We start from the raw sequence: 24,909 nt of genomic DNA, 5'->3' as shown, positions 1-24,909 counted from the left end.
GATTGTAAAAGGAAATTTCAGCATTTTCTGCCTTGCTTATAAAGGTGATATTTTGGGTGAAATTACCTATTCAGGAAAGATGAAAACCATTTACATCAAGGGTTTTACCACTTTTTTGAGGAATATAATGGATGCTTTTTTACGAAGTTGTAATCTTTTTGTTGTTCTTTTTTTATAGACGGTAACATATTTTTAATCTTGTAGCGAATAAAAAAGCGGCTATCTCTTTACATAGAAGAAAGAGATAGCCGTTTTCACATTGTTACATATATTACGAGTTTGATTCAATTGCTTCTAATAATAAATCTACAATATGAATACCTCTCATTTTATGAGAAAGCTTTTCACGTTCAATGCCGAGTTTCATTTGTAGTAAGCACCCTGGATTTGCAGTGACAATTGTTGTTGCATCGGTTTCATGAACACGTTCCATTTTGTAATCTAAAAATTCCATGGATAATTCCGAATGTACAATATTATAAATACCAGCAGAACCACAGCAACGATCCGCTTCTTTCATTTCACGATATGTCACACCTTGAATTGCTTGTAAGAGCATACGAGGTTGAGAAGATGTCCGCATGACATTACGCAAGTGACAAGAGTCTTGATACGTAATAATTTGCGGAGGAAGGCGTAAATCAGTTCGTTTATGAAAATCTAATTCTACTAAAATAGCAGTGATATCTTTTATTTTCGTAACAAATTGTTTTGCGCGTTCTGCCCATTTTGGATCATCTTTTAATAAGTAGTCATAATCTACGAGATACGCGCCACAACCACCGGCGTTTGTAATAATATAATCAATTTTTAAATCTTCAAAGGCTTCGATGTTTCGTTTTGCAAGCTCTTTTGCGCCACTTTTTTCTCCGGCATGACCATGTAGTGCTCCGCAGCAACTTTGTTCTTTTGGAATCACAACATCACAGCCAGCAAGTTGAAGGAGTTTCATCGTAGCGTTGTTTGTTTCCAAAAACATTGTATCCATTAAACAGCCAGTAAAGAAAGCAACACGTTTTTTCTTTCTTGTTTCAGCTGGTAAAAATTCAGGGCGATTTTTCATTTCTTTCATCTTAGGTACTTTTGGTAAGACGAGATCCATTGTTGCGAGTGTTTCTGGGAACAACTTCATAATGCCTGTTTTATGTGTTAACGTTTGTAAGCCAGAGCGTTGATAAAAACCGATTAGTCCTGTTAATGTTCGCATGCGGTTTTGGTGCGGGAATAAGCCTTCGAATACAATTTTGCGAACAGCTTTGACGGGCATAGAGAACTTTTTATTTTGATTCATAATATCGCGTGCTTCTTCTAATAAATGTCCGTAATTTACGCCAGATGGGCAAACAGGTTCACAAGCGCGGCACCCAAGGCAAACATTTAATGTATTTTCAATATCTTCATCCGGCTCAATTAATCCATCGACAACGCCCTTCATTAAAGCGATACGACCACGCGGGGAATGAGACTCTTTATACCCAGATTGAATATAGGTAGGACAAGTTGGTAAACAAAATCCACATCGCATACAGTTTAATAATTCATCTTCATTCAGGCGTTCTTTAAATGCTTTTTGAATCTGTCCCTTATTTAATGTTGTCATCTTTCTACCACCACTCTTTTACGAGAGTCCTTGGCAAACATTTTTCCAGGATTCATAATGTTATGTGGATCGAAAGCTTGCTTAATACCTTTCATAGCAGCGATGCCTTCTTTTCCTAATTTCAACTCTAAATAAGGAGCTTTCATGGCACCAACGCCATGTTCACCTGTAATGGTACCACCAAGTTCAATTGCCTTTTCGAAAATTTCTGCAAAGGCTTGTTCAGCACGGTGCATTTCTTCAGCATTACGAGCATCGGTCATACATGTTGGATGTAAGTTTCCATCACCAGCATGCCCAAATGTACAAATAGAAATATCATATTTTTTAGCGATGGCATTAATTGCTTCAACCATAGGAGCAATTTGAGAACGTGGTACAGTAGCATCTTCTAAAATTGTGGTAGGTTTCAGTCTTGCTAGAGCAGAGAGCGCACTGCGACGCGCTGTACGGAGTGCATCTGCTTCTGTTTCATCCTTTGCAATACGAACATCAACCGCATGCATAGAACGGCAAACTTCAGCCATTTTTTCAATATCGCGGTTCACAACTTCAGGAGAGCCATCTTGTTCGATTAGGAGAATTGCTTTTACATCTGTTGGTAAACCAATCTGTGCAAATTCTTCTACCACTTCAATTGTTGGTTGATCTAAAAATTCAAGTGTTGCTGGAATAATTTTATTGGCAATAATTGCTGATACAGCACGAGCGGCTTCATTGATATCTTGATATAATGCAAGCATTGTTTTCTTTGTTTCAGGCATTGGAACAAGTTTTAAAATGGCTTCTGTTACAACACCAAGTGTGCCTTCAGAGCCGATGAATAGGCGAGTTAAATCATAGCCAGCTACATCTTTTGCTAATTTACCACCGGTGCGAATGATATCACCATTTGGCAAGACAATCTCAAGGCCCATAACATAATCTCGTGTTACACCGTATTTTAAACCGCGTAAGCCACCGGAATTTTCATTGATATTCCCACCGATTGTAGAAATCTTCATAGAGCTTGGATCTGGTGGATAAAATAGCCCTTTTTCTTCCACTGCTTTAATAATATCAAGTGTAATGACACCAGCTTGCACGGTAATTGTTAAGTTTTCTTCATCTATTTCTAAAATATGATTCATATGGCGGAAGATAAGAACAACTCCGCCTTCAAGTGGACATGTTCCTGCGCAAAGGTTTGTTCCAGAGCCTCGTACGTAAACTGGAACTTTATGATCGTTACATACTTTTAATATTTCAGCTACTTCGTTCGTGTTGCGTGGTGCGACAACCGCATCGGGCATCGCTTGGAAATTTGGAGTTGCATCGTAGCTATACGTTAAACGTCCCATGTTGGACGTATCTACATTATCTTTGTCAACAATGGATACGAATGAATCAATAATATGTTGTTCTAACATTAGAAAATCCCCCTCAAACTGTTAACTTGTTTATCCTATTCATAAGAGTTTGACTCATTTCATCATTCAGTGACTATTTACTGAATGATGAAAATAAGAATATACACGTTGTAACAGTGTTTTCATTATAATCATAAAAAAGTAGGGGATTTCTTTCTATGTATAATCAACTGAAGATTAATTGTTTTTGCTGTCTTTTTTTGTATGATTATCTAATAAAAGAAGTGCAAAGTATAAAATAATTAAATCTTTAAATTGTTTTGGGTCAAGTCCTGTATAATCTTCTATTTTTTTAAGTCTGTAATGTAATGTATTAATATGAATGTGTAACAGTTCTGCTGTTTGTTTATAGGATTGATTATGATCGATAAATAAGCGTAGTGTTTGCATGAGTTCAGTTGCAGGTAGCAAGTGATAAATGGTGCGTTGAAGAAATTCTTCACGAGTGTTAGCGGTAATATCTTGTAAACACATTTCTAAACGTAAATCTTCATTAAATATAATGCCTTTTGTTTTAAAGGCAACCGAAAGCGCACGCAATGCTTGTTCGTATGATACATGCATTTCATTTGGCATTACTGTTTGTCCAATACCAATATATAGTATAATCGGAAATAAAGATTCACAATCGTGTTTCAATCTCTTTAAAAATTGAAAAGTTCTTTTCTTTGCTTCCATTGTTGTAAATAATATAAAACGGTCATTTCCCCAGCGTACAAATAGTTCCTCTTTAGCTAACAAGTTACGAATATGCTGCCAAATTTTCCGTTGTAGCATTGTATCATCTTGATCAAATGAAAATAAAATAAGTTGTTTTTTCTTATGTAAATCGATACCGAGTGTTTTCGCACGGTCGAGAAAACTAGGAGACCAATCATTGCTTTGCAACCAATCAAAAACAAAAGCTTCATAGGAACGTTGCTCGAGTTCTAGTTGTTCTAAAAAATAATTTTCATGAATTAATAATTCGGTCATTTTTCGTAATATTTCCCCGTATTGTGAAATGTTTTCGGGTTCACCTGTAATGCCAATAACGCCAATTACTTCATCATGGAAAAGGAGAGGCAGATTCATTCCTGCTTTTACCCCTTGTAAATATCGTTCATCTTCTTTTGTAATGATGACAGTTTTCTTTTCTTTCGCACAGCGAAGGGCGCCTTCATGAAATTGTCCAATTCGTGCTGGATTTGTGCTAGCGATAATTGTGCCTTGTATATCAATAATTATAATATTTTCAGTAATTAGCCTTCGAACTTCACGGACAATTTTGTTTGCTAAATCGGGAAAAAGCATAATTTGCACACCTCTATTTCTATTTGTTGTACATTATATATGTAGTTTTATTAAGACTAGGAAGATTTCACACTTTCCTCACAAATATTTGCTATTTTACAATTATAACGAAATCATCTAAAGATGGAGGGAATCTTTTGAAGAAATACTTTTTTCTGCTATGTTTTTTGTTTCTGTTAGCAGGATGTCAGGGGAATTCATATACACCGATTGCTAAAAATAAAAGTATCATCATAACAACAAATATTAAAGAAGGTAGCGTTAGTTTTATTGATGAAAAGTCGAAAAAGACATTAACAACATGGGAATTAAAAGAACCTATTACAGGAATCGTGCTGCTGCCAAGTGGGGAAGACATGCTTGTATATGGTAAGCAGTTAGAATATGCATATATATACTCGTTAACAGAAGGAAACGAAGTGAACAAATGGAAAACGGGAAAAGGAATTACGAATGTCATCGTATCAAATGATGGAAAACAATTATTTATGGCCGATCAAAATGAACAAAAAGTACGATTCTTTACAATAAATGGAAAAGAGACAGAGAGTGTTTCGGTGGGAAAAGGCCCACTAACAATGGTGCAGAATGATAAACAATTACATGTATTAAATTTTTATGATACACAGTTATCAACAGTTGACTTAGACCAAAAGAAAGTTGTGCATTCATTTATGGTACCACCAGCATCAACAGGGGCAATGGTCAGCGCTGATGGAAAGGAAATATGGATTGGTGGACATGGAGATGGGAAGCAAGTGAATGAGAAAGTATTGGTTTATTCTTTAGCAGATGGACAGATGGTTCGCTCTTTACATGCACCATTTATGCCAGTTAGTCTTGCGGGAGATGAAAAATTCGTGTATGCATTAAGTCATGGATCAAATACATTAAGAAAATTTGATGCGCGAACATATCAAGAAGTAGGAGCTCTTGAGGTAGGATCTAATCCATTTGCTTTTTTGAAAAGTGGGAAAGAAGGTTATGTAGCTAGCTATGATAGTAATGAAGTGTATGTAATTGATATTCAGAAAATGAAAGTGAAACAAACGATTGCGGTTGGAAAGGGACCGTTTCAACTTACGCAGCGAGAAGGGAGAGAGAGATGAACAAACATAAAGTATTACTTGTAGATGATGAAAGTGATATGAGACAGCTTGTTGGCATGTATTTAGATAATTTCGGATATGAATGGGGAGAAGCAGAGAACGGAAAAGATGCGCTTCATATGCTTGATACAGATCATTACGATTTTGTTATTTTAGATATTATGATGCCACAGATGGATGGAATTTCAGTCTGTAAAGAAATTCGAAAAACATCGGATGTACCAATTATTTTTTTAACAGCAAAAGGAGAAGAATGGAACCGCGTTAATGGTTTACGGATGGGAGCGGACGATTATATTGTAAAGCCATTTAGTCCAGGTGAGCTCATTGCTCGTATGGAAGCTGTATTAAGAAGATATACGAAGCAAGAACAACAAGAAGAAGAACTTCAATTTGGTCCAATCGTAATTAACGAAAAAAGTCGTCGAATTGAAATAGACGGAGAGCCTATTTCTCTTACTGTAAAAGAGTTTGATCTACTTTATTTTCTTTGCGGGCATAGTGGACAAGTGTTTAGTCGTGAGCAATTACTTGAAAAAGTATGGGGATATGATTACGCAGGAAGTACGAGAACGGTAGATACACATGTGAAAACGATGCGTTTAAAACTTGGAGAAAGTGGAAACTACATTCAAACAGTTTGGGGTGTAGGTTATAAATTTGAGGTGTAACATGTTTACGATGGTACAAAAGCTTTGGCTTACGGTGGTATGTGCAGTATGTGTAACAGTTTCTTTTCTTTATTTCGTGTCCTTATATTCATATGAAAAGTTATATGTTCAAAACATTGAAGATTCGTTAGTAATGGAAGGGAAAAGGCTCGTATCTCAATATAAAAAGGACGAGGGTACGTTAGCGTTTGGAGAGAAAGTTCAGGCATTTGATCGTATCTCGAGTGCGGATGTACTTTTCGTTAGTAATCCTCGTGATTTAAGTGCTTGTATACCTTTTGATGTACATCATCATTCCCTTATTAGTGAGAGTGATAGACAAACATTGTTAGATGGAAAGACCGTTACGAAGGTTGGATATGAAGAACATTTCGAGCGTAATATTATGGGAGTTGTTATTCCTGTTTTAGAAGAAAAGAAATTAGTTGGGATTGTGTACTCATATATTCCATTAAAGAGTATTAAAGATTTAATCTATGATATGGGACTTATTTTAGCTCCATTAGCTTTCGTTATGATTTTACTTACAATATGGATTGGTAGAAAAATTATTATTGCGATTACAAAACCGCTCTCACAAATGGAACGAGTTGCAAATCATATGGCAACAGGAGATTTTTCTGAGCGTATTACGATTTCGTCGGAAGATGAAATAGGACGTTTAGGGAAAGCGTTTAATAAAATGGCAAATTCATTAGAAATGGAAGATGTCAAACGTAAGGAATTTTCAGCAAATGTTTCTCATGAACTGCGGACGCCGCTAAGTTATATTAAGGGGTATAGTGAAGCGATATTAGATGGAGTTGCAAAGGGACAGCAACAATCAAAATTTACACAGCTCATTCATAGAGAAGCTGGTCGTATGCAACGGCTTGTTCATGATTTATTGGATTTGGCGCAACTTGAAGGAGACCATTTTCCATTAAAAAAACAACCGATTGTATTTGCGCAGCTTATTGAAGATGTATTAGAAACGTACGAATTGAAATGTATGGAAAAAGAGCTGTATATTTCAACGGATCTTGATCCAGATATTATTGTAACGATTGATGAGGATCGGATGCAACAGGTGCTTCATAACTTGCTAGACAACGCTATTCGTTATACAAATCAAAATGGAAACATTTCTATACAATTGAAGAAAAAAGATAGGCAGTGTGAATTGAAAATAAAGGATACGGGAATTGGTATTGATGCTGAGCATTTAGAGCAGCTTGGCGAACGTTTCTATCGGGTTGATAAAGGGCGAAGTCGCAGGCATGGTGGAACAGGTCTTGGTCTTGCGATTGTCAAACAAATCGTGCATATCCATGATGGAGAATGGCGAGTCGAAAGTGAAAAAGGAAAGGGAACAACGGTTATTATAAAATTACCTGCGAATGAAGAAGGAAGTATGTTTTAGTTGTCAAATTCCCCACTTAAACGTAACACGTTTTGAAGTGGGGGTCTTACTATCCGTGAATAGAGGGGGAAATAGGAAATGAAGGCGAATAATACCAGATTAAATACCAGTTACAACCCGCTACTGGGTATAATAACCATCAATTTCCTCTATATAACAAAAATTTGGCTATTTTATGAACAAAACATTTGTACTTCTTACTAATTCGTTCTAAAATGGTTATGGATGCTATGTTCTTATAAATCGTTTGAATTGTTGTTTGGATGATACTGAGGTGATTTAACTGGAGTACAAATCTATTAAGCCGAAAAAAATTTACGAAGAAGTATCTGAAGCCATTTTAACGATGATAAAAAATGGTACATTAAAACCTGGTGACAAACTTCTTCCTGTTCATCAATTAGCCGAGCAGTTTCAAGTTGGCAGATCTGCAGTTCGTGAAGCGCTTAGTGCCTTGCGAGCTATGGGGTTAATTGAAATGAAACAAGGGGAAGGAACATATGTGAAGAACTTCGATTCTTCAGCATTGACAAAACCTTTAAATAACATGTTGTTAATGAAGAAGGAAGATATTTTAGATTTATTGGAAGTACGAAAAGTGCTTGAAGTCGGGGCAGTTCGGGCAGCAGCAGTAAAACGTACAGAAGATAATTTGAAAAATATGAAGCATTGGTTAGATGAAATGGAAAAAAGCATGGGGAATGAAAGGGCTGGTGAAAAAGCGGACTTTCATTTTCATATGGGAATTGCAGAATCTTCACATAACAACATCTTACTCGAACTTATGAATCATGTTTCGGAAATGATTGCTGAGACGATTGGTGAGTCGAGACGCATTATTTTATATGGTGAACAAACAACAGCAGAACGACTTTTAGAAGAGCATCAAGTTATTTATGATGCGGTATTGAAACAAGATGTGGAATCTGCACAGCAAGCAATGCTAAATCATTTAACAAATGTAGAGCATATTGTCACAGGTAGACAAGATATAAATTCGTGATTTAGTCTTTCAAAATTTCATTTTTCTGATAGAATAGAGAAAGATTGAGTAAGCGTTTTCTTTTTAGGGAGAGGTTTAGGTAGGTCAATTATGCCTAGCTTCTTCTTTCTGTTAAGTCATCTGATGACCATATGATTGTTGGCGAAGTTGTAATGAGGGGGAATTATAATTATGAAAGTTACTTTGTTTGTTACTTGCTTAGTTGATATGTTTGAAACAAATGTTGGTAAAGCAACGGTTGAATTGTTGGAGCATTTAGGGTGTGAAATTGAATTTCCAGAAGCTCAAGTTTGCTGTGGACAACCAGCATATAACAGCGGTCATGTAGAAGCAGCAAAAGAAGCGATGAAGCATATGATTGAAACTTTCGAAGATGCAGAATATATCGTTACACCATCTGGTTCTTGTGCGACAATGTTTCATGAGTATCCACACGTTTTTAAAGATGATCCGAAATGGGCACCTCGTGCACAAAAAGTAGCAGATAAAACATATGAATTAACACAATTTATTGTTGATGTGTTAAAAGTTACAGATGTTGGTGCGCACTTAGAAGGAACAGCGACTGTTCACAAATCTTGTCATATGACACGTTTGCTAGGAGTAAAAGAAGCTCCAGGGATTTTACTATCAAATGTAAAAGGGCTAACTGTAAAAGAACTACCAAACGTACAAAATTGTTGTGGTTTTGGGGGAACGTTTTCAGTTAAAATGACACCAATCTCTGAACAAATGGTAGATGAGAAAGTGGATAGTGTGATGGAAACAGGTGCTGATTATTTAATTGGTGCTGACTGTGGGTGTTTGTTAAACATTGGCGGACGTATTGAGCGCTTAGGTAAAGAAGTAAAAGTAATGCATATTGCTGAGGTATTGAATAGTCGCTCATGAAGGGGGAACATAAGCTATGTCTATGAAAATCAGTGAGAAAAAATTTAATGATCGCGTTGGCGATGGAATTCAAGATTCATTTATGCGCGGGGCAGTATCTTCTGCACAAACGCGTTTATATACAAATCGCTTAAAAGCAGCCGATGAATTAGGAAACTGGGAAGAATGGCGTGAACTTGGTGAACAAATTCGTCAGCATACGTTAGAAAACTTAGACTACTATTTAATGCAACTGAGTGAAAATGTATCTAAAAGAGGCGGGCATGTTTTCTTTGCAAAAACGAAAGAAGAAGCAGCACAGTATATTCAAGAGGTAGCAAAGAAGAAGCAAGCAAAAAAAGTTGTAAAATCAAAGTCGATGGTAACGGAAGAAATTAGCATGAACCATGCACTTGAAGAAATTGGCTGTGAAGTATTAGAGAGTGACTTAGGTGAGTACATTTTACAAGTAGATAACGATCCACCATCTCATATCATTGCACCAGCACTTCATAAAAACAGAACGCAAATTCGTGATGTGTTTAAAGAAAAGCTTGGGTATGAAAATTCTGATGATCCATATGAAATGACAAAGTTTGTTCGTAAACAACTTCGTGAAAAATTTATGGATGCTGAAATTGGGGTAACGGGATGTAACTTTGCAGTTGCAAATACAGGCTCTCTTTGTCTAGTAACAAACGAAGGAAATGCTGACCTTGTTATGTCTATTCCCAAAACACAAATCGCGGTAATGGGTATGGAACGTATGGTTCCAACTATGGAAGAACTAGATGTTCTTGTTGGTTTACTGTGCCGCAGTGCGGTTGGTCAAAAATTAACAAGTTATGTAACGGTAGCAGGACCGATTCAGGAAGAGGAAGTAGACGGACCAGAAGAATTTCATTTAGTTGTTGTTGATAATGGACGTTCTACAATTTTAGGTTCTGAATTCCGTCAAGTGTTGCAATGTATTCGCTGTGCAGCTTGTGTAAACGTATGTCCTGTATATCGTCATGTTGGGGGTCACTCTTATGGATCCATCTATTCTGGTCCAATTGGGGCAGTATTAACACCACTTTTAGGTGGATATGATGATTATAAAGAGCTTCCGTATGCTTCTAGTTTATGCGGAGCGTGTACAGAAGCTTGTCCGGTAAAAATTCCATTGCATGACTTGTTATTAAAACATCGCCAAGTCATTGTTGAGAAAGAAGGGCGAGCGCCACTTGCAGAAAAATTAGCAATGAAGATGTTTAGTATGGGTGCGTCTTCCGCATCTTTATACAAAATGGGATCTAAAATTGCTCCGGCTGCTATGAGTCCATTTACGTCTGGTAATCGTGTAACGAAAGGTGTAGGGCCGCTGAAAAACTGGACGGATATTCGAGAGTTCCCAGCTCCAAGTAAAGAAAGATTCCGTGATTGGTATAAAGATCATAAGAAAGGCGGGAATGACTGATGACAGGGACAATTCAAAACCGTGATTCCTTTTTAGACAACATTGCGAAAGAACTTGGGCGTGCGCGTAAAACAGAAGGAGTACAGCGTCCAGTATGGAAGAATAATGTAAACGTAGAAACGTTGAAAGATTATTCAGAGGAAGAATTGTTAGCAGTATTCAAAAAACAATGTACCAACATTCATACGACTGTAATTGAAACAACAAAGGATGAACTGAGTGCAGTAGTTCGAAAAGTAATTACTGAAAACGGCGGTGGACCTATTTTATTATCGGGGGACGAACGTTTTGATACGTACGGTTTGAATGCTCTATTTTCTATAGAACTTCCGAACGAAAATGTTGAAGTAAACACTTGGGATCCAGAGAAAAAAGAAGAAAATATTCGCTTGGCTGAAAAAGCAAATATCGGTATTGCTTTTAGTGATTACACATTAGCAGAATCCGGTACAATTGTCGTGCAAAGTCATAAAGGACAAGGTCGTTCTTTACACTTCTTGCCTACGATTTATTTTGCAATCATTCCACGTGAAACAATTGTACCACGTATTACACAAGCGGTTCATGATATGAATACGCGTGTAGAGAATGGAGAAGAAGTTGCATCTTGTATTAACTTTATTACAGGTCCAAGTAACTCAGCTGATATTGAAATGAATCTTGTTGTAGGTGTACATGGACCATTAAAAGCATATTATTTTGTAGTGTAAAATGGGGAAAAGCAGGCTAAGAAATGGCCTGCTTTTTTATTAGAACAAAGATAATGCGAAATGGAAGTGTCGCTCTCTTTTTGCTATATTTTTTGGGGGAAGGAGAGGATGGTGTGATATTTTATTTATATGCTTTTTTAATAGGGACGGTGCTAGGTTCTTTTTATACGGTTGTAGCAGTACGCATTCCTATTGGACAATCTATTATTGCTCCTCGTTCTTATTGTGATTATTGTCGTCATACGCTAAGGCCGAAAGAGCTTATTCCAATTATTTCTTTTTGTTTACAAAGAGGTCGCTGCATTCATTGTAAAATGAAAGTACCCTTTATTTATACATTGTTTGAGGTGATAACAGGGGGAGCATTTCTTTTTTTTACGTATGTGATTGGAATGGATAAAGAACTAATTCTTATATGGACGTTACTTTCTTTACTCATTATCATTACAATGACAGATTTGTTCTATATGTTAATCCCGGATGTAATTTTATTCTCTTTTGCTTGTTTATTTGTAATAGAACATATTTTTATTTCACTCGTTCCTTGGTGGGAGGGCTTGATTGGTGGAGGAACGATATTTATTGTGTTATATCTCGTCCAAATTCTATTTCCGAATGGACTTGGAGGAGGTGATGTGAAATTACTTTCGCTACTTGGATTTATAATAGGGGCGAAAGCAATTTTTATTGTGCTTTGTTGTGCTTCTAGTTTGAGTCTTTGTTTCTTTGGAATTGGTATGTTACTCAAGCGTATTACATCAAGACAACCATTTCCATTCGGACCGTTTATTGCACTTGGAACAATATGTTATTTGGCTATGATATATCTGGAATAAAGTGAAACTGTAATCAGTGGAGGTATTACTGTCCGCAAATAGCGGGATAAAGGAGAAGTAGAAAATGAAAGTGTATATGGATGATCAAAGACCTTGCCCCTTCGGTTATGTCTTAGCGACAACAGTCGAAACTGCTTTGAATTTTTTGCACAATTCTGATGTAGATATTATATCGCTCGATTATAATATGGGATGGCGTCAGAAAAATGGTTTGGATTTTTTAGAAGTTTTTTGTACGGAAGGCCTTTATGTACAGGAAATTCATTTACATACAAATGATTCAATTGGTATGCAGTACATGTTAGAACGGATAAATAAAGGAAAAGAAACGAGAGAGATTTCCTCAAATATACAGGTGAAATGTACTGGAAGTTAAAAAGCTCCAAGGGGATCCTTGGAACTTTTTTAGTGTTTCATCTGTGCTTGTAAAGGGATGATTTCTTCTTGTTGAACTGCTTCTAGGTTATCTTCTGCCGCTTTAGGTTCTGGATTTTTTTGAGTTAAATAATGATATACCATACCAACGAATACGGATCCGCCGATAATGTTGCCAATTGTAACCGGAATTAAGTTATGGATAGCACCAGCGAAAGAAATTGTATCAGGATGTGGTGATACTAAAGATAGTGCAAATAATGATAAGTTTGCAATACTATGTTCATAACCGGATAAGAAGAAAGTAAAGACAAGAAACATCATAATAAGTATTTTTGCTGTATCTCCTTTTACTTGAGAAGGTAGGAAACATGCAAGGCATACGAGCCAGTTACATAAAATCGCTTTGAAAAATAATTGCATTGTAGGTGTTCCCATTTTTACTGCAACGACTGTACTCATTAAATGTCCATGATTGATTGATTGGAAAATACCAGTTGCGTAAAATAACAATGCAAAAAATACTGCACCTGCTAAGTTACCTACATAACAAGCGATCCAATTACGAAGTGTATCGCCAATTGTTGTTTCCTTTCGCAGAGTTGCGACTGTAAAATACATTGTATTTCCTGTAAATAATTCAGCTCCGCCATATATAATTAATATAAGTGCAATTCCAAAAAACATAGAAGATGCTAAATATGTTGCGGGTGAATTTACAACATTGAAGAAATTCCCTAATTTAAAACATAGTACAATAGTAAAACCAATATAGATGCCAGCCAGTGCAGCGCGAATGAAATATTGCATTGGATTTGCATCCAACATTTGTTTCTTTTTCTGCGCAAGTTGTACAACGTAAGCTAATCCTTGTTCTAGCATAATTAATACGCTCCTTTAGTACATTGTCTGTAAGTACTCTTCATATGAATAAGGTACACGTATTTACTCTTAGTTTCAATAAGTTTGTGCAATATTTCACAAAAAGGACATACCTTCTAAATGAAAGCGTTAACAAATTGTGGTATGATATCATATGTTTGTAAAAATAGAGGGAAATGGCAACTTTTTATGTAATAAAATGAAACTTCTATCATTGGGGCGTTATCTTTCAAGGATGGCAAATGGATTAGTTATCCTCTATCTATTTTTGAAGGGGGGACTTTAGTGTGAGGTAAATGAAAAAACGCTGTTGTTACAGCGCTTTTTCATCCAAATTCTTTTGTGTATTTTGGACACTTGTATCTTTAGATAAGAACCAACCACCCATTGCAATTCCAATTAGTACAATCCAAAATCCAATTTTCCATGGTGCTGATTCTGGGAAACTGTGTGGAATAACATTTAAAGCAGGGTGTGCTAACGTATAAACTGCTAGTTTCACACCAACCCAACCAACAATTAAGAATGCAGCAGTTTCTAACCCTGGTTTACGTTTTAATATTTGTACGAAAGCAGATGCAGCAAATCGCATAATGATTAAACCAATGAGCCCGCCTGTAAAAATAACAAGAAATTGTCCTGTATCAAGACTACCAATTGTACCAAGGCCTGTTTTTGGTAAAGTCATCGCTAATGCAACAGCTGCTAAAATAGAATCAACGGCAAACGCAATGTCGGCAACTTCAACTTTAAATACTGTCCACCAAAAGTTTTCTTGTTTTTTCTTTATTTCGTTCTCTTCAGTTTCTTCATGTGTGTTCTTTTTAACATATGTTTTGAATAAATGGTTACCAGCGATAAACATTAAGTAAATCGCCCCCAGTGCTTGCACTTGCCATACGTCGACTAAGAAAGAGATCATAAACAATGATCCAAAACGGAACACGAAAGCTCCTGCTAATCCGTAAAATAATGCTTTTTTTCGTTTGTCTTCTGGTAAATGTTTTACCATAATGGCAAGGACTAGAGCGTTATCTGCTGCTAAAATTCCTTCTAGTGCAATTAAGATAAGCAATACCCAACCATACTCCAATAATAATGATAAATCCATGTACATTCTCCTCTCAATTGTATAAATCCTAAATAAGTGAAGAGGTGTCCCCACTGTTTAGTTTCCCCATACTCCAACCTATCAACGACGGAAGGAATTGGAAAAGAATACAAAAAAGACCTCTGCCGTTGATAGGCAAAGGTCTTGCTAGACATATGTAATAAAAATGCCAACAAAGCCGGAAGAACTGAGTTCTACGTAATGACGACTTTGTTTCCAAGAATATATTCTTGGACGCTACTCCCCTTTGGAAATATGCTATTGTATTTTCATTATATGGATAATGTAAATGTTTGTCAACCTGTTAAAATGTCTTCGTTTGGATATTTTATCTTTCTTTGTTTTTTATGTGCAAAAGAAAATGCTAATGTTAAAGGACCCATTTTTCCAAAAAACATCATAAAGATAATGGTTATCTTTCCGATTATTGTCAATTTCGAGGTAAGTCCCATACTGAGACCAACAGTCCCAAATGCCGAAAATACTTCAAAGGCACTCATTAAGAGGGGAACTTGTTCGGTGATACTTAAAATTAATATGGCGAAAAAAATAAATGAGATTGAAATGACTACAATGGCAAGTGATTTTACAATCAAACCATCTTTTATTGATTTTTTAAAGATGACAATGTCATCTTGCTCTTGTAAAAATTTAAGAACCCCGAGTAGCATAATTAAAAAGGTTGTTAATTTAATGCCGCCACCTGTTGAAGCACTACCAGCTCCAATGAACATGAGCAACATCATTAGTAAAAGAGATGGTTTTGTTAATTGTGCCATGTCTACAGTATTAAAGCCAGCTGTACGTGTGGAAATAGCTTGGAAATAGGCTGCTAGTCCTTCTTCAAACGGTGTAAATCCTTTCATAGAAATTGGATTATGGAATTCAAATATAAAAATTAAAATTGTAGCAGCAATATTTACAATAAGAGTAGATGAGAGCATAAGTTTAGAGTGTAATGTAAGGTTCTTAAAGTTGCGTTTTCTTTTTATATCCACTATGACTGTGAAACCAATTCCGCCTAAAATAATGAGAGAGGAAATGACTATGTTGACGAGTATACTATGAGATTGTGACATTAAATTATCAGTCCAAATGGAAAATCCGGCGTTGTTAAATGCTGAAATGGCATGAAAAAAACTATAATATAGTCCGTTAAAAACACCGTATTTTGGAACCCATTCAAAAGCAAGAAGAAGAGTAGCGAAACATTCAATGGTAAAAGAAAATAGAAATAATGATTTTGCGAGACGAATCACTCCGCCGATATTTGTTTGATTTAATGCTTGCTGTAGTAAAATTCGATTTTGGAGACCGATTTTTCTCCCGAGCATAATCGCGATTAATATAGCAAAGCTCATAATGCCGAGACCGCCAACTTGTATGAGTGTTAAAATGACAAGTTGCCCAAATAGGGTGAACACTTTTCCGGTGTCAACAACGCCGAGTCCTGTAACTGTAAATGCAGAAACAGTTGTAAATAATGCATCTAGCCAAGAAATTGAAGTTGTAGTGGAGATAGGCAGTTTTAATAGGCATGTTCCGATAATGGATAGTGCAATAAAAGATAACGTAAGTACACGAGGAGGACTCATTTTAATATTAATCCGTTTCATATTATATACCTTTCCTTTCGGCTTGCTCTTTGTAGTATGTCAAAAAGAATTACAATGTATGTTGAAAAGGAAAAGAGGCAGAATATATCTGCCCCTGAATCAATTATTTATAGAATTATCCACGTAATTGTTGTTGTGCTAAGGAAACGAGACGCTTTGTTACTTCGCCACCGACAGATCCGTTAGAACGAGATGCTGTATTCGAACCTAAGCTTACACCAAACTCTTGTGCAATTTCATATTTAAATTGTTCTAGCGCTTGCTCAGCACCAGGAACAAGTAATTTATTTGTTTTTACCATTGATAACACATCCTAATTTATATTCCAGTTTACTTGTTTTTAATGAGCAGTAAAGGAATGTTTTGCTGATACAAGCTAGCTCACTGTATAAACTGGTATCGTTAGTGTATGTGTTATATGTTTGGTCATACACGGAAGTAATCGGTGAGATTAGAAGTTATTGGATACGAAAAAAGAGTAGCACACATGCTACTCTTTTTTCATTATTGTTGCTGTACCTTCGACAACTATATCATTCCATTGATTATATACATTTGTTTGCAATGTAATAATTTTTTTATCATCACGTTTTTTGATAACTTTTGCGACTACGCGTAAGGTATCACCAATTTTTACAGGTGCACGAAATGATACATTTTGTGATAAATAAATTGTGTTTTTTCCTGGTAATTTTGTTCCGAGAATGGTCGAAATAAATCCTGAAACAAGCATACCATGTGCAATTCTTTCTTTAAACATTGTTGTTTTTGCAAAAGAGTCCAGAATATGAATTGGATTTACATCCCCGGTCAGTTTTGCAAAAGTGATAATGTCTTCATTGGTAATCGTTTTTGTTAAGGATGCTTGATCGCCAACTTGAATCTCATCATAATGAAGCTCTGGAACAGACTGCGCTTCTTGAAATGGATTCATTTTTTCCTCCTTCTTTTCCATATCGAAAAATGTAAGCCATCTTGATGCAATGGGAGGAAGAAAGAGTTTAGTTTGTTCTGCGGTAAGCTGCCACATTTTCCTTACTTGATGGAAGTAAATAGATTTTTTGAGTTTTCCTCGAACTTTTTTACGAGTTCCAGTTGTGTAGATTTGAATTCTTCCAAAAAACCTTCTAATTGTTTTTGACCCTCGTCACGTTGAAGTTGTTGTTGTTCAATGAATTGTTTTGTTGTTTCTTCAAACTTACCGTTCGTTTGAGTAAGAATCGATAAAGATGTTTTTGTTGGAGACACAGTAAGTTGATGCATATGATTAGAAAGTTCGTTCCATTTTTCTTGCCATTCGTTAATTTGTTCATTTAAGGAGTTGCCTGTGAATTGCTTCACGTATTCTGTATATTGACTATTAAATTGAGTAGTGAATTGTTGTAGTTCTTTTTCGAGTTCATCTACTCCTGCTGTTAATTTATGCAAAGCATCCTGCTGTTGTTTTAAAGTTTCTAAAGTAAGTTGCTCCAATTGTTTCCCTGCTGAAGAGAAAAGGGAAAGAGAATGTGACCAATTTTTCCAAAATGCATCGACCAGTTCGTATGGTTTAGTTTCCATGGTTTGACCTCCAAATATTTTTTGCATATTGTGAACGCAGATTATTCTGCTGTACCACCAGGTGAAGATGAAGATTTTTTTTCATCCTTTTCTGGAGAAGTAGAAAATGGAAAGAATGCATTGGTGTATAACGTAAAGAATGTTCGCAACATATTTTGGTAATGTTCAAAAGAGGTCGCGCATGTTGCTAAATATTGCTCTCCATATTCTGTTAAAGAATAAATTCGCTTTGCTGGCCCTCCTTCACTTGTATCCCAAGTGGAAGATATGAGGTTTTCTTTTTCTAACTTGCGCAAGGTTCTATAAACATTACCTTGGTCAACGGAAGAAAAGCCAATATCCATTAGCATTTGAATCAGTTTGTAACCGTGAAGACTCCAGTCTTTTAGACAGAGAAGTAAGAAGGGAACTAAGAAGTTTTTTGGCATGGAGTTTGGTTGTTTCGCTTGGTTTGTTTCCAAACTTTCTTGTTGTTCTGGTTCATTATGTAGCATGATTGTGCATCACCTCATGAATCAGTTAAATGGAATTTTTTGCTTATAAGTGCAATTTACACCTATCTGTTTTCTATGTCAATACATTTGTTGGAATATAGAAAAAAACAAAATACAGACTTGAAGTTTTATTCAGAATATTGGAAAATAGTGAATAGGTTGAATTGTTTCAAAAACGAATAAAGGAGTGTAGGAGAAGTGATTGATCAAAAATTCGATCCACTACAAGCATGGAAAGAAGCTTATGAACAGACCGAAACATTTTGGGGAAAAACGCTCAATGAAACAATCAAAACAGAAGAGTATTCTGCTTGGATGGGAAGCGTTCTAGATTTGAATTTGTTTTATCAGAAGATGTTGAATGATGCAACAAAAGGCTATTTAGAAAAAGTGAACATGCCAACCCAAGACGATATCGCAAGAGTAGCTACGCTTGTTATTAACTTAGAAAATAAAGTTGATAACATCGAAGAGTTTTTGGAAGAAAAAGCAGATTCTTTAGGACAATCTCCTACGCTAAAACGTGATGTAACAAAAGTGAAACAAGATATTCGTACATTAGAAGATAAAGTGGATAAGATTTTAGGATTACTTGAAAAACAAAATGAAGTGTTAGCAAAATTACAGGAACCAGCGAAAGAAGTGGCGAAATCGCCTCTGAAACCAGAGAATAAAAAGTAGTTAAGAAGTGTTGTTTATACGTTCAAAAAGGGAAAGTAAGAACCTCTTTTACGAATGGTATGAATAGCTGAAAATAGTTTGTATGTAGAATATCGTTTTAAAATATGTATCAAGGTGATGCATTCTTATATCTAATAAATTCAATAAAGGGGGAATAGAAATGGTTCAATTAAATGGTAAAGTAGCAATCGTAACAGGTGGGGCAAAAGGAATTGGTAAAGCGATTACAGTAGCATTAGCAAAAGAGGGAGCAAAGGTTGTTATTAACTATAATAGCAGTAAAGAAGCGGCTGAAAATCTAGTGAATGAATTAGGAACAGAAGGTCATGATGTATATGCAGTTCAGGCAGATGTTTCTAAGCTAGAAGATGCGAAGCGCCTTGTAGATGAAGCTGTGAATCATTTTGGTAAGGTAGATATTCTTGTAAATAATGCTGGTATTACAAGAGACCGTACTTTCAAAAAATTAAACCGTGAAGATTGGGATCGCGTAATCGATGTAAACTTAAGTAGTGTATTTAATACAACGAGTGCGGCACTTCCTTACATAACAGAATCAGAAGAGGGTAGAATCATTAGCATTTCTTCTATTATTGGACAAGCTGGTGGATTTGGACAAACAAACTATTCAGCAGCAAAAGCTGGTATGTTAGGATTTACAAAGTCATTAGCGCTAGAACTTGCGAAAACAAATGTAACAGTGAATGCGATTTGCCCAGGATTCATTGATACAGAAATGGTAGCAGAAGTGCCGGAAGATGTTCGTCAAAAAATCGTTTCTAAGATTCCAAAGAAACGTTTCGGACAAGCGGATGAAATTGCAAAAGGTGTTGTATACTTGTGCCGTGATGGAGCGTATATCACTGGTCAACAGTTAAATATTAACGGCGGATTATATATGTAATGAAGCAAGGAGAAAGTGCATATCCATAGCAGGAGTGCACTTCTTTCTTGAAGAAGGAAATCAGTTAAAAAGGAGATAGGAAAATGACTACATTCGTAACAGAATGGGAAAAGCAATTGGAACTATACCCAGAAGAATATCGAAAAGCATATCGTCGTTTTAAAAGAGCAAGTGAAGTTTTACTGCGTGAACCAGAGCCACAAGTTGCTTTAACTCCAAAAGAGGTCATTTGGACGAAAAATAAAACGAAGCTGTATCGTTACATTCCAAAGCAGGAAAAAACACATTCAGTTCCCATTTTATTGATCTATGCGCTAATTAATAAACCATATATTATGGATTTGACACCAGGAAATAGTTTGGTGGAATATTTAGTAGATCGTGGTTTTGATGTGTATATGCTTGATTGGGGCACATTCGGTTTAGAAGATAGTCATTTAAAGTTTGATGATTTTGTGTTCGACTATATTGCAAAAGCAGTTAAAAAAGTAATACGAACTGCAAAAGCGGACGAGGTATCTCTACTCGGATATTGTATGGGTGGTACGCTAACATCCATTTATGCGGCACTTCACCCACATATGCCGATTCGAAATTTAATTTTTATGACAAGTCCATTTGATTTCTCTGAAACTGGATTATATGGTCCATTATTAGATGAAAAGTATTTTAACTTAGACAAAGCAGTTGATACATTTGGAAATATACCGCCGGAAATGATTGATTTCGGAAATAAAATGTTAAAGCCAATTACAAACTTTGTTGGTCCGTATGTTGCTTTACTTGACCGCTCAGAAAATGAGCGCTTTGTTGAAAGCTGGAAGCTAATTCAAAAATGGGTTGGAGATGGTATCCCATTCCCAGGTGAATCGTATCGACAATGGATTCGCGATTTTTATCAAAATAATAAATTGGTTAAAGGTGAGCTCGTGATTCGAGGTCAAAAAGTAAAACTTGAAAACATTAAGGCAAATGTCTTAAATATTTCTGCAAAACGTGATCATATTGCATTGCCATGCCAAGTAGAGGCGTTGCTGGATCATATTTCTAGTACAGACAAACAGTATGTGTGCTTGCCGACAGGACATATGTCAGTTGTATATGGTGGAACGGCTGTAAAACAAACGTATCCTACAGTTGGAAATTGGCTTGAGGAACGCTCTAATTGAAGTGAAAAAGTGATTAATATGGCTTGAACACATATCTTTTTTGTTCATACGAATGAAATGGAAAATCCAGCTAGCATAGGCTAGCTGGATTTTTTTATGTAAAGTAACAAAAAATAAAAGGGAGGAAATTCAATTGTAGGAGAATAGTTATGAAATTAGCATTAGGGAAGTTATACTGGAATGAAGAAGCTTGTATGCCTTGTTATCCGATATTAGAAAATGATATGATATGTGATGTGCTTATTGTTGGAAGCGGAGAATCAGGCGCTCAAATTGCATATTTTTTAACAAAATTAGGAATGAGTGTCACGTTGATTGATAAACGAAAAATTGCACACGGAAGCACAGTTGCTAATACAGGATTACTACAATTTGTTCATGATAAGTCATTGACATCTTTGATTCATACATTTGGGGAAGCAAAAGGGGTGCGAGCTTATCAGCTTTGTTACGAGGCACTGCGAACATTGGAACAGGTTGTTCCAATGTTAGATATTGATCCTTGTTTTATTCCGAGAAGAAGCTTATATTATGCAAGTCAAAATGAAGATATTTCATTCCTTCAAGAAGAGTATCGTACATTACAACGTTACGGATTTCCTGTTGAGTATTTTACAGAATCTGATATTAAGAAACGATATTCATTTACAAAACCGGCAGCATTATATACAGGGGGGGATGCAGAAGTGAACCCGTATATGTTAGCTCATGGTCTTATACATAAAGCAAACCAGCTAGGTGCTTCTATTTTTGAAAATACAGAGGTTGTGCATATTAAGCCTGTTCAAAAAGATTTGGTTTCTTACACAAAAATAGGTAAGAAAATTGTAGCGAAAGCAGTGATTATGGCTACAGGATATGAAACACTATTTGGGAAAAAAGAAGCAAATACAACGGTAGAAACCTCTTATGCTATTGTTACAAATGAGCAAGAGCATTTTAATGGGTGGCACGAACAATCATTAATTTGGGAAACTGCTCGGCCGTATTTGTATTTTCGTACGTACAAAAATAGAATTATTGTAGGCGGATTAGATGAAGCGATGCAACTTCAGAAATTTGGTGATACAAAGTTATTGCATAAACGAGAATTGCTAACTAAAATTATACAAGAGATGTTTCCAAATCTTTCAAATATAAGAGCTGAATATTATTGGGCTGCTGCATTTGGCGGAAGTCATGATGGTCTTCCTATTTGTAAAGAAGATGATAAAGTCTCTAATTTGTATTATGCATTACCGTATGGGGGAAATGGAACTGTATATGGAATTGTATTTGCAAAACTATTTCAGCAGTTATTTACAAATAAAGAAAATGATGATTTTTCTTTGTTTAATCGATAGAAAAAAGGTAGCGAAGTGATGGGATGAGAGATATAAAGAAATTTTTGCAAAAATTGCGTCCGGTACAGCTTATTGTTTTATTTTATTTCATAGCAGTAATTGTTTCTGTAATTTTATTAAGTTTACCATTTGTCATTAAGCCAGGTGTAAAATGGACTTTTATAGATGCGTTATTTATATCTGTTAGCGCTGTTAGTGTTACGGGGCTTTCAGTGGTTTCTATTCCAGATACGTTTAATACGGCAGGTATTATGATTTTAGCGCTCGTATTACAATTAGGCGGTTTAGGAATTATGGCACTTGGTACATTTGTTTGGATGATAACAGGTAAGAAAATAGGTTTGCAGCGAAGACGATTAATTATGGCAGATCATAACCAAGGAAATTTATCAGGGCTTGTTGAGTTGATGCGGTCTATTTTAATTTTGATTATTTCGATAGAAGTGGTTGGGGCGCTTCTATTAGGAACAAGATTTTTACTCTATTTCCCAAGTTGGAAAGAAGCGTATTTTCATGGTTTTTTTGCCTCTATTAGTGCAACAACGAATGGTGGATTTGATTTAACTGGTCAGTCGCTTATTCCATATCAGAAAGACTATATTGTACAAATAATTCATATGCTTCTTATTATTTTAGGAGCAATTGGCTTTCCTGTGCTAATGGAAGTAAAACAGTATTTGAGTAAGGAAAAACATCAATTGTTTCGTTTTTCACTATTTACAAAATTGACAACAACGACATTTTTCTCGCTTATTATTGTGGGAACAATCGTTATTTTTTTATTGGAGCGAAATCAGTTTTTATTAGGGAAATCCTGGCATGAAACGGTATTTTATACGTTGTTTCAATCCGTTACAACGAGAAGTGGTGGATTAGCGACAATGGATATACGTGACTTGTCACAGCCGACGCTTTTATTTATGAGTGTTTTAATGTTTATTGGTGCTTCACCAAGTTCAGTTGGAGGGGGAATACGTACAACGACGTTTGCTGTGAATATTCTTTCCCTATATACGTTTGCAAAAGGTGACAGAACGGTACGTGTTTTTAAGCGGCAATTGCATGAGGAAGACGTTTTAAAAGCGTCCGTTGTTATGACTATGGGGATTTTATTATGTGCTTCTGCTTTATTTATTTTATCGATGACTGAAAATGCACCATTTATGAGTTTAATTGTTGAAGTATGTTCTGCATTTGGAACGACTGGGTTATCAACAGGTATCACTTCTGATTTAACAACTGCTGGAAAACTTGTATTAATTGTTCTCATGTTTATTGGTCGTGTTGGTATTTTAACATTTATTTTAGCAAGTGGTGGAAGGGAACAACCACCTCGCTATAAATATCCCAAAGAGAGAATTATTATTGGATAACATGAAACCATTCTACCTATAAAGGTAGAATGGTTTTTTAATCGTTAATACCAAATTGAGGGTGCATAAATGAATCTTCAACCCCGTCTGTTTTGTTTCGTAACACTTCTTGATTTTCTTCTGAAATCCATCCGATATCATTTGTTGGATGGATCCATTCTTCGCCAGCCATAATGGCCGGATCAACTTCATCACTCCAATTGTTAAGTGGGCTATTTTTAGAATTGTATTTACTATCTCCAATTACAACATCGTATTGATTAATAAAGGGGTGTTGCATTTGTTTTCCTGTTCCTTTAAAGGAGGGGAAATTCATTTGATGCGGCAAGGTTTCATCTAAAATGGGTGAATGAATTTGTTGTTTTTTCTTCAAAGTAATCGTTCCTTCTTTATTATAGTAGGAAATATGAAATTCCTGTTCAGATATAGTGTTTCCATATATACGTTGCTTTGTACTTGTTAACACTTCCCATCAATAATTTTTGAAAGTTTTCTCAAACTAATATAGAAAGTAAGATGTCATTACAGTGAAGGAAGGTATTGTAAGTGGTAAAACGAAAAGTAAAACAACATGCGGCAATGAATCATAATAAAACTCCAAAAGAAAGCCTACCGGATGCGGAATTTGCGGTAGAGTATGAAAATGAAAATCCAGCGAAATATGCAAATCGCAATTCAAAAAAGGGTAAGCAAAAATGAGGCGTTTTTTACAAACGCTTCATTTTTTTGTGGAATTTTTAATCTTTTCTTAATTAATTGTAAATTTTCTGTTTTTTTGTTGTGAAAAAATATGAAAAAACATTGAAGTAGCAACGTATTACACAAAAACAAACAACAAACAAAAGATTAATGTTAGTTTAATACTGTTTTTACACTTGGCGTTTATATTGGAGTTGTACATAAGAAAAATAAAAGACCTGTGGTGTGATGTCAAGTAATGATTCTAGTAATTTAAACACTTAATTTGTTATTTCAGCTTAAAAAAGGCAATACGAAACTAGACCATTAACAATTTGTAAATTAATGGAATATAGAAGGA

General features: G+C 35.7%; 26 protein-coding genes and 1 riboswitch. Of the genes, 15 read left to right on the top strand and 11 right to left on the bottom strand.

The window, feature by feature from the left end; genetic code table 11:
* Nucleotides 1-271: 271 nt before the first annotated feature.
* The 3 genes from ORL93_RS23170 to ORL93_RS23160 all read right to left on the bottom strand — a co-directional run bounded on the left by ORL93_RS23170 (nt 272) and on the right by ORL93_RS23160 (nt 4,302).
* The gene (locus tag ORL93_RS23170) at nt 272-1,600 is read right to left on the bottom strand and encodes a (Fe-S)-binding protein (RefSeq protein WP_265959572.1); all 1,329 of its coding nucleotides are present in this window, start codon (nt 1,598-1,600) and stop codon (nt 272-274) included.
* Nucleotides 1,597-3,009, bottom strand: a complete 1,413-nt coding sequence (gene glcD / locus ORL93_RS23165; RefSeq protein ID WP_265959571.1) for a glycolate oxidase subunit GlcD — start codon at nt 3,007-3,009, stop codon at nt 1,597-1,599. The genes ORL93_RS23170 and glcD overlap by 4 nt, the downstream gene beginning before the upstream one ends.
* Nucleotides 3,010-3,186: 177 nt before the next feature.
* Nucleotides 3,187-4,302, bottom strand: a complete 1,116-nt coding sequence (locus ORL93_RS23160; protein WP_006094082.1) for a CdaR family transcriptional regulator — start codon at nt 4,300-4,302, stop codon at nt 3,187-3,189.
* Nucleotides 4,303-4,439: 137 nt separating this feature from the next.
* On the opposite strand from ORL93_RS23160, the gene ORL93_RS23155 reads away from it, so the two are divergent.
* The 9 genes from ORL93_RS23155 (at nt 4,440) to ORL93_RS23115 (ending at nt 12,738) form a co-directional block, all read left to right on the top strand.
* On the top strand, nt 4,440-5,411 hold the full coding sequence (locus ORL93_RS23155) for a YncE family protein (protein ID WP_097794748.1): 972 nt from the start codon (nt 4,440-4,442) through the stop codon (nt 5,409-5,411).
* Complete coding sequence (locus ORL93_RS23150; protein WP_018781063.1) at nt 5,408-6,082, top strand: response regulator transcription factor; 675 nt, start codon at nt 5,408-5,410, stop codon at nt 6,080-6,082. Before ORL93_RS23155 ends, ORL93_RS23150 begins: the two co-directional genes overlap by 4 nt.
* Before the next feature lies 1 nt (nt 6,083).
* Nucleotides 6,084-7,484: a sensor histidine kinase gene (locus ORL93_RS23145; protein ID WP_003206404.1), complete on the top strand. Its 1,401-nt coding sequence runs from the start codon at nt 6,084-6,086 to the stop codon at nt 7,482-7,484.
* A gap of 313 nt (nt 7,485-7,797) precedes the next feature.
* A complete protein-coding gene (locus ORL93_RS23140; protein ID WP_255258758.1) occupies nt 7,798-8,487 on the top strand; it encodes a FadR/GntR family transcriptional regulator in 690 nt (229 codons plus the stop codon).
* Between the two features lie 171 nt (nt 8,488-8,658).
* Complete coding sequence (locus ORL93_RS23135) at nt 8,659-9,378, top strand: (Fe-S)-binding protein (RefSeq protein WP_003206400.1); 720 nt, start codon at nt 8,659-8,661, stop codon at nt 9,376-9,378.
* Between the two features lie 16 nt (nt 9,379-9,394).
* Complete coding sequence (locus ORL93_RS23130) at nt 9,395-10,816, top strand: LutB/LldF family L-lactate oxidation iron-sulfur protein (protein ID WP_006094085.1); 1,422 nt, start codon at nt 9,395-9,397, stop codon at nt 10,814-10,816.
* Complete coding sequence (locus tag ORL93_RS23125; RefSeq protein ID WP_006094086.1) at nt 10,816-11,526, top strand: LutC/YkgG family protein; 711 nt, start codon at nt 10,816-10,818, stop codon at nt 11,524-11,526. Before ORL93_RS23130 ends, ORL93_RS23125 begins: the two co-directional genes overlap by 1 nt.
* A gap of 53 nt (nt 11,527-11,579) precedes the next feature.
* Nucleotides 11,580-12,362, top strand: coding sequence for a prepilin peptidase (locus tag ORL93_RS23120; protein WP_265959570.1), 783 nt, complete (start codon nt 11,580-11,582; stop codon nt 12,360-12,362).
* A gap of 64 nt (nt 12,363-12,426) precedes the next feature.
* Entirely contained in the window at nt 12,427-12,738 is a 312-nt protein-coding gene (locus ORL93_RS23115) for a cyclic-phosphate processing receiver domain-containing protein (RefSeq protein ID WP_033794431.1), read from the top strand.
* 29 nt (nt 12,739-12,767) lie between these two features.
* Here ORL93_RS23115 and ORL93_RS23110 read toward each other — a convergent pair whose 3' ends face one another.
* From ORL93_RS23110 to phaQ, 7 genes are all read right to left on the bottom strand, one after another.
* Nucleotides 12,768-13,619, bottom strand: coding sequence for a formate/nitrite transporter family protein (locus ORL93_RS23110; RefSeq protein ID WP_006094088.1), 852 nt, complete (start codon nt 13,617-13,619; stop codon nt 12,768-12,770).
* A 313-nt stretch (nt 13,620-13,932) separates the two neighbouring features.
* Nucleotides 13,933-14,730: a TerC family protein gene (locus ORL93_RS23105; protein WP_265959569.1), complete on the bottom strand. Its 798-nt coding sequence runs from the start codon at nt 14,728-14,730 to the stop codon at nt 13,933-13,935.
* A gap of 91 nt (nt 14,731-14,821) precedes the next feature.
* Nucleotides 14,822-14,988, bottom strand: a riboswitch (yybP-ykoY riboswitch).
* Nucleotides 14,989-15,026: 38 nt separating this feature from the next.
* On the bottom strand, nt 15,027-16,346 hold the full coding sequence (locus tag ORL93_RS23100; RefSeq protein WP_097794745.1) for a TrkH family potassium uptake protein: 1,320 nt from the start codon (nt 16,344-16,346) through the stop codon (nt 15,027-15,029).
* Nucleotides 16,347-16,461: 115 nt separating this feature from the next.
* Nucleotides 16,462-16,647, bottom strand: a complete 186-nt coding sequence (locus ORL93_RS23095) for an alpha/beta-type small acid-soluble spore protein (protein WP_000241213.1) — start codon at nt 16,645-16,647, stop codon at nt 16,462-16,464.
* A gap of 189 nt (nt 16,648-16,836) precedes the next feature.
* Complete coding sequence (locus ORL93_RS23090) at nt 16,837-17,280, bottom strand: MaoC family dehydratase (protein ID WP_097794744.1); 444 nt, start codon at nt 17,278-17,280, stop codon at nt 16,837-16,839.
* A gap of 101 nt (nt 17,281-17,381) precedes the next feature.
* Nucleotides 17,382-17,906: a polyhydroxyalkanoic acid inclusion protein PhaP gene (gene phaP / locus ORL93_RS23085; protein WP_097794743.1), complete on the bottom strand. Its 525-nt coding sequence runs from the start codon at nt 17,904-17,906 to the stop codon at nt 17,382-17,384.
* A 41-nt stretch (nt 17,907-17,947) separates the two neighbouring features.
* The gene (phaQ, locus tag ORL93_RS23080; RefSeq protein WP_003196063.1) at nt 17,948-18,400 is read right to left on the bottom strand and encodes a poly-beta-hydroxybutyrate-responsive repressor; all 453 of its coding nucleotides are present in this window, start codon (nt 18,398-18,400) and stop codon (nt 17,948-17,950) included.
* A gap of 198 nt (nt 18,401-18,598) precedes the next feature.
* Between phaQ and phaR the strand changes: the two genes are divergently transcribed.
* The 5 genes from phaR to ORL93_RS23055 all read left to right on the top strand — a co-directional run bounded on the left by phaR (nt 18,599) and on the right by ORL93_RS23055 (nt 23,870).
* Nucleotides 18,599-19,081, top strand: coding sequence for a polyhydroxyalkanoic acid synthase subunit PhaR (gene phaR / locus ORL93_RS23075; protein WP_097794742.1), 483 nt, complete (start codon nt 18,599-18,601; stop codon nt 19,079-19,081).
* Nucleotides 19,082-19,241: 160 nt separating this feature from the next.
* Nucleotides 19,242-19,985, top strand: a complete 744-nt coding sequence (locus ORL93_RS23070) for an acetoacetyl-CoA reductase (protein ID WP_003196065.1) — start codon at nt 19,242-19,244, stop codon at nt 19,983-19,985.
* 83 nt (nt 19,986-20,068) lie between these two features.
* Nucleotides 20,069-21,154: a class III poly(R)-hydroxyalkanoic acid synthase subunit PhaC gene (phaC, locus tag ORL93_RS23065; RefSeq protein WP_097794741.1), complete on the top strand. Its 1,086-nt coding sequence runs from the start codon at nt 20,069-20,071 to the stop codon at nt 21,152-21,154.
* Between the two features lie 149 nt (nt 21,155-21,303).
* Nucleotides 21,304-22,497: an NAD(P)/FAD-dependent oxidoreductase gene (locus ORL93_RS23060; RefSeq protein WP_265959567.1), complete on the top strand. Its 1,194-nt coding sequence runs from the start codon at nt 21,304-21,306 to the stop codon at nt 22,495-22,497.
* A 23-nt stretch (nt 22,498-22,520) separates the two neighbouring features.
* Nucleotides 22,521-23,870, top strand: coding sequence for a TrkH family potassium uptake protein (locus ORL93_RS23055; RefSeq protein WP_097794739.1), 1,350 nt, complete (start codon nt 22,521-22,523; stop codon nt 23,868-23,870).
* A gap of 37 nt (nt 23,871-23,907) precedes the next feature.
* Here the strand turns inward: ORL93_RS23055 and ORL93_RS23050 are convergent, their stop codons facing one another.
* Complete coding sequence (locus tag ORL93_RS23050; protein ID WP_029426995.1) at nt 23,908-24,243, bottom strand: DUF3905 domain-containing protein; 336 nt, start codon at nt 24,241-24,243, stop codon at nt 23,908-23,910.
* A 173-nt stretch (nt 24,244-24,416) separates the two neighbouring features.
* Between ORL93_RS23050 and ORL93_RS23045 the strand changes: the two genes are divergently transcribed.
* Nucleotides 24,417-24,569, top strand: a complete 153-nt coding sequence (locus ORL93_RS23045) for a hypothetical protein (protein ID WP_000240797.1) — start codon at nt 24,417-24,419, stop codon at nt 24,567-24,569.
* Nucleotides 24,570-24,909 lie beyond the last annotated feature (340 nt).

The organism is Bacillus sp. DHT2, from assembly GCF_026241455.1.
GTDB lineage: Bacteria > Bacillota > Bacilli > Bacillales > Bacillaceae_G > Bacillus_A > Bacillus_A pseudomycoides.
This window is presented reverse-complemented; position numbering and strand designations above follow the sequence as displayed.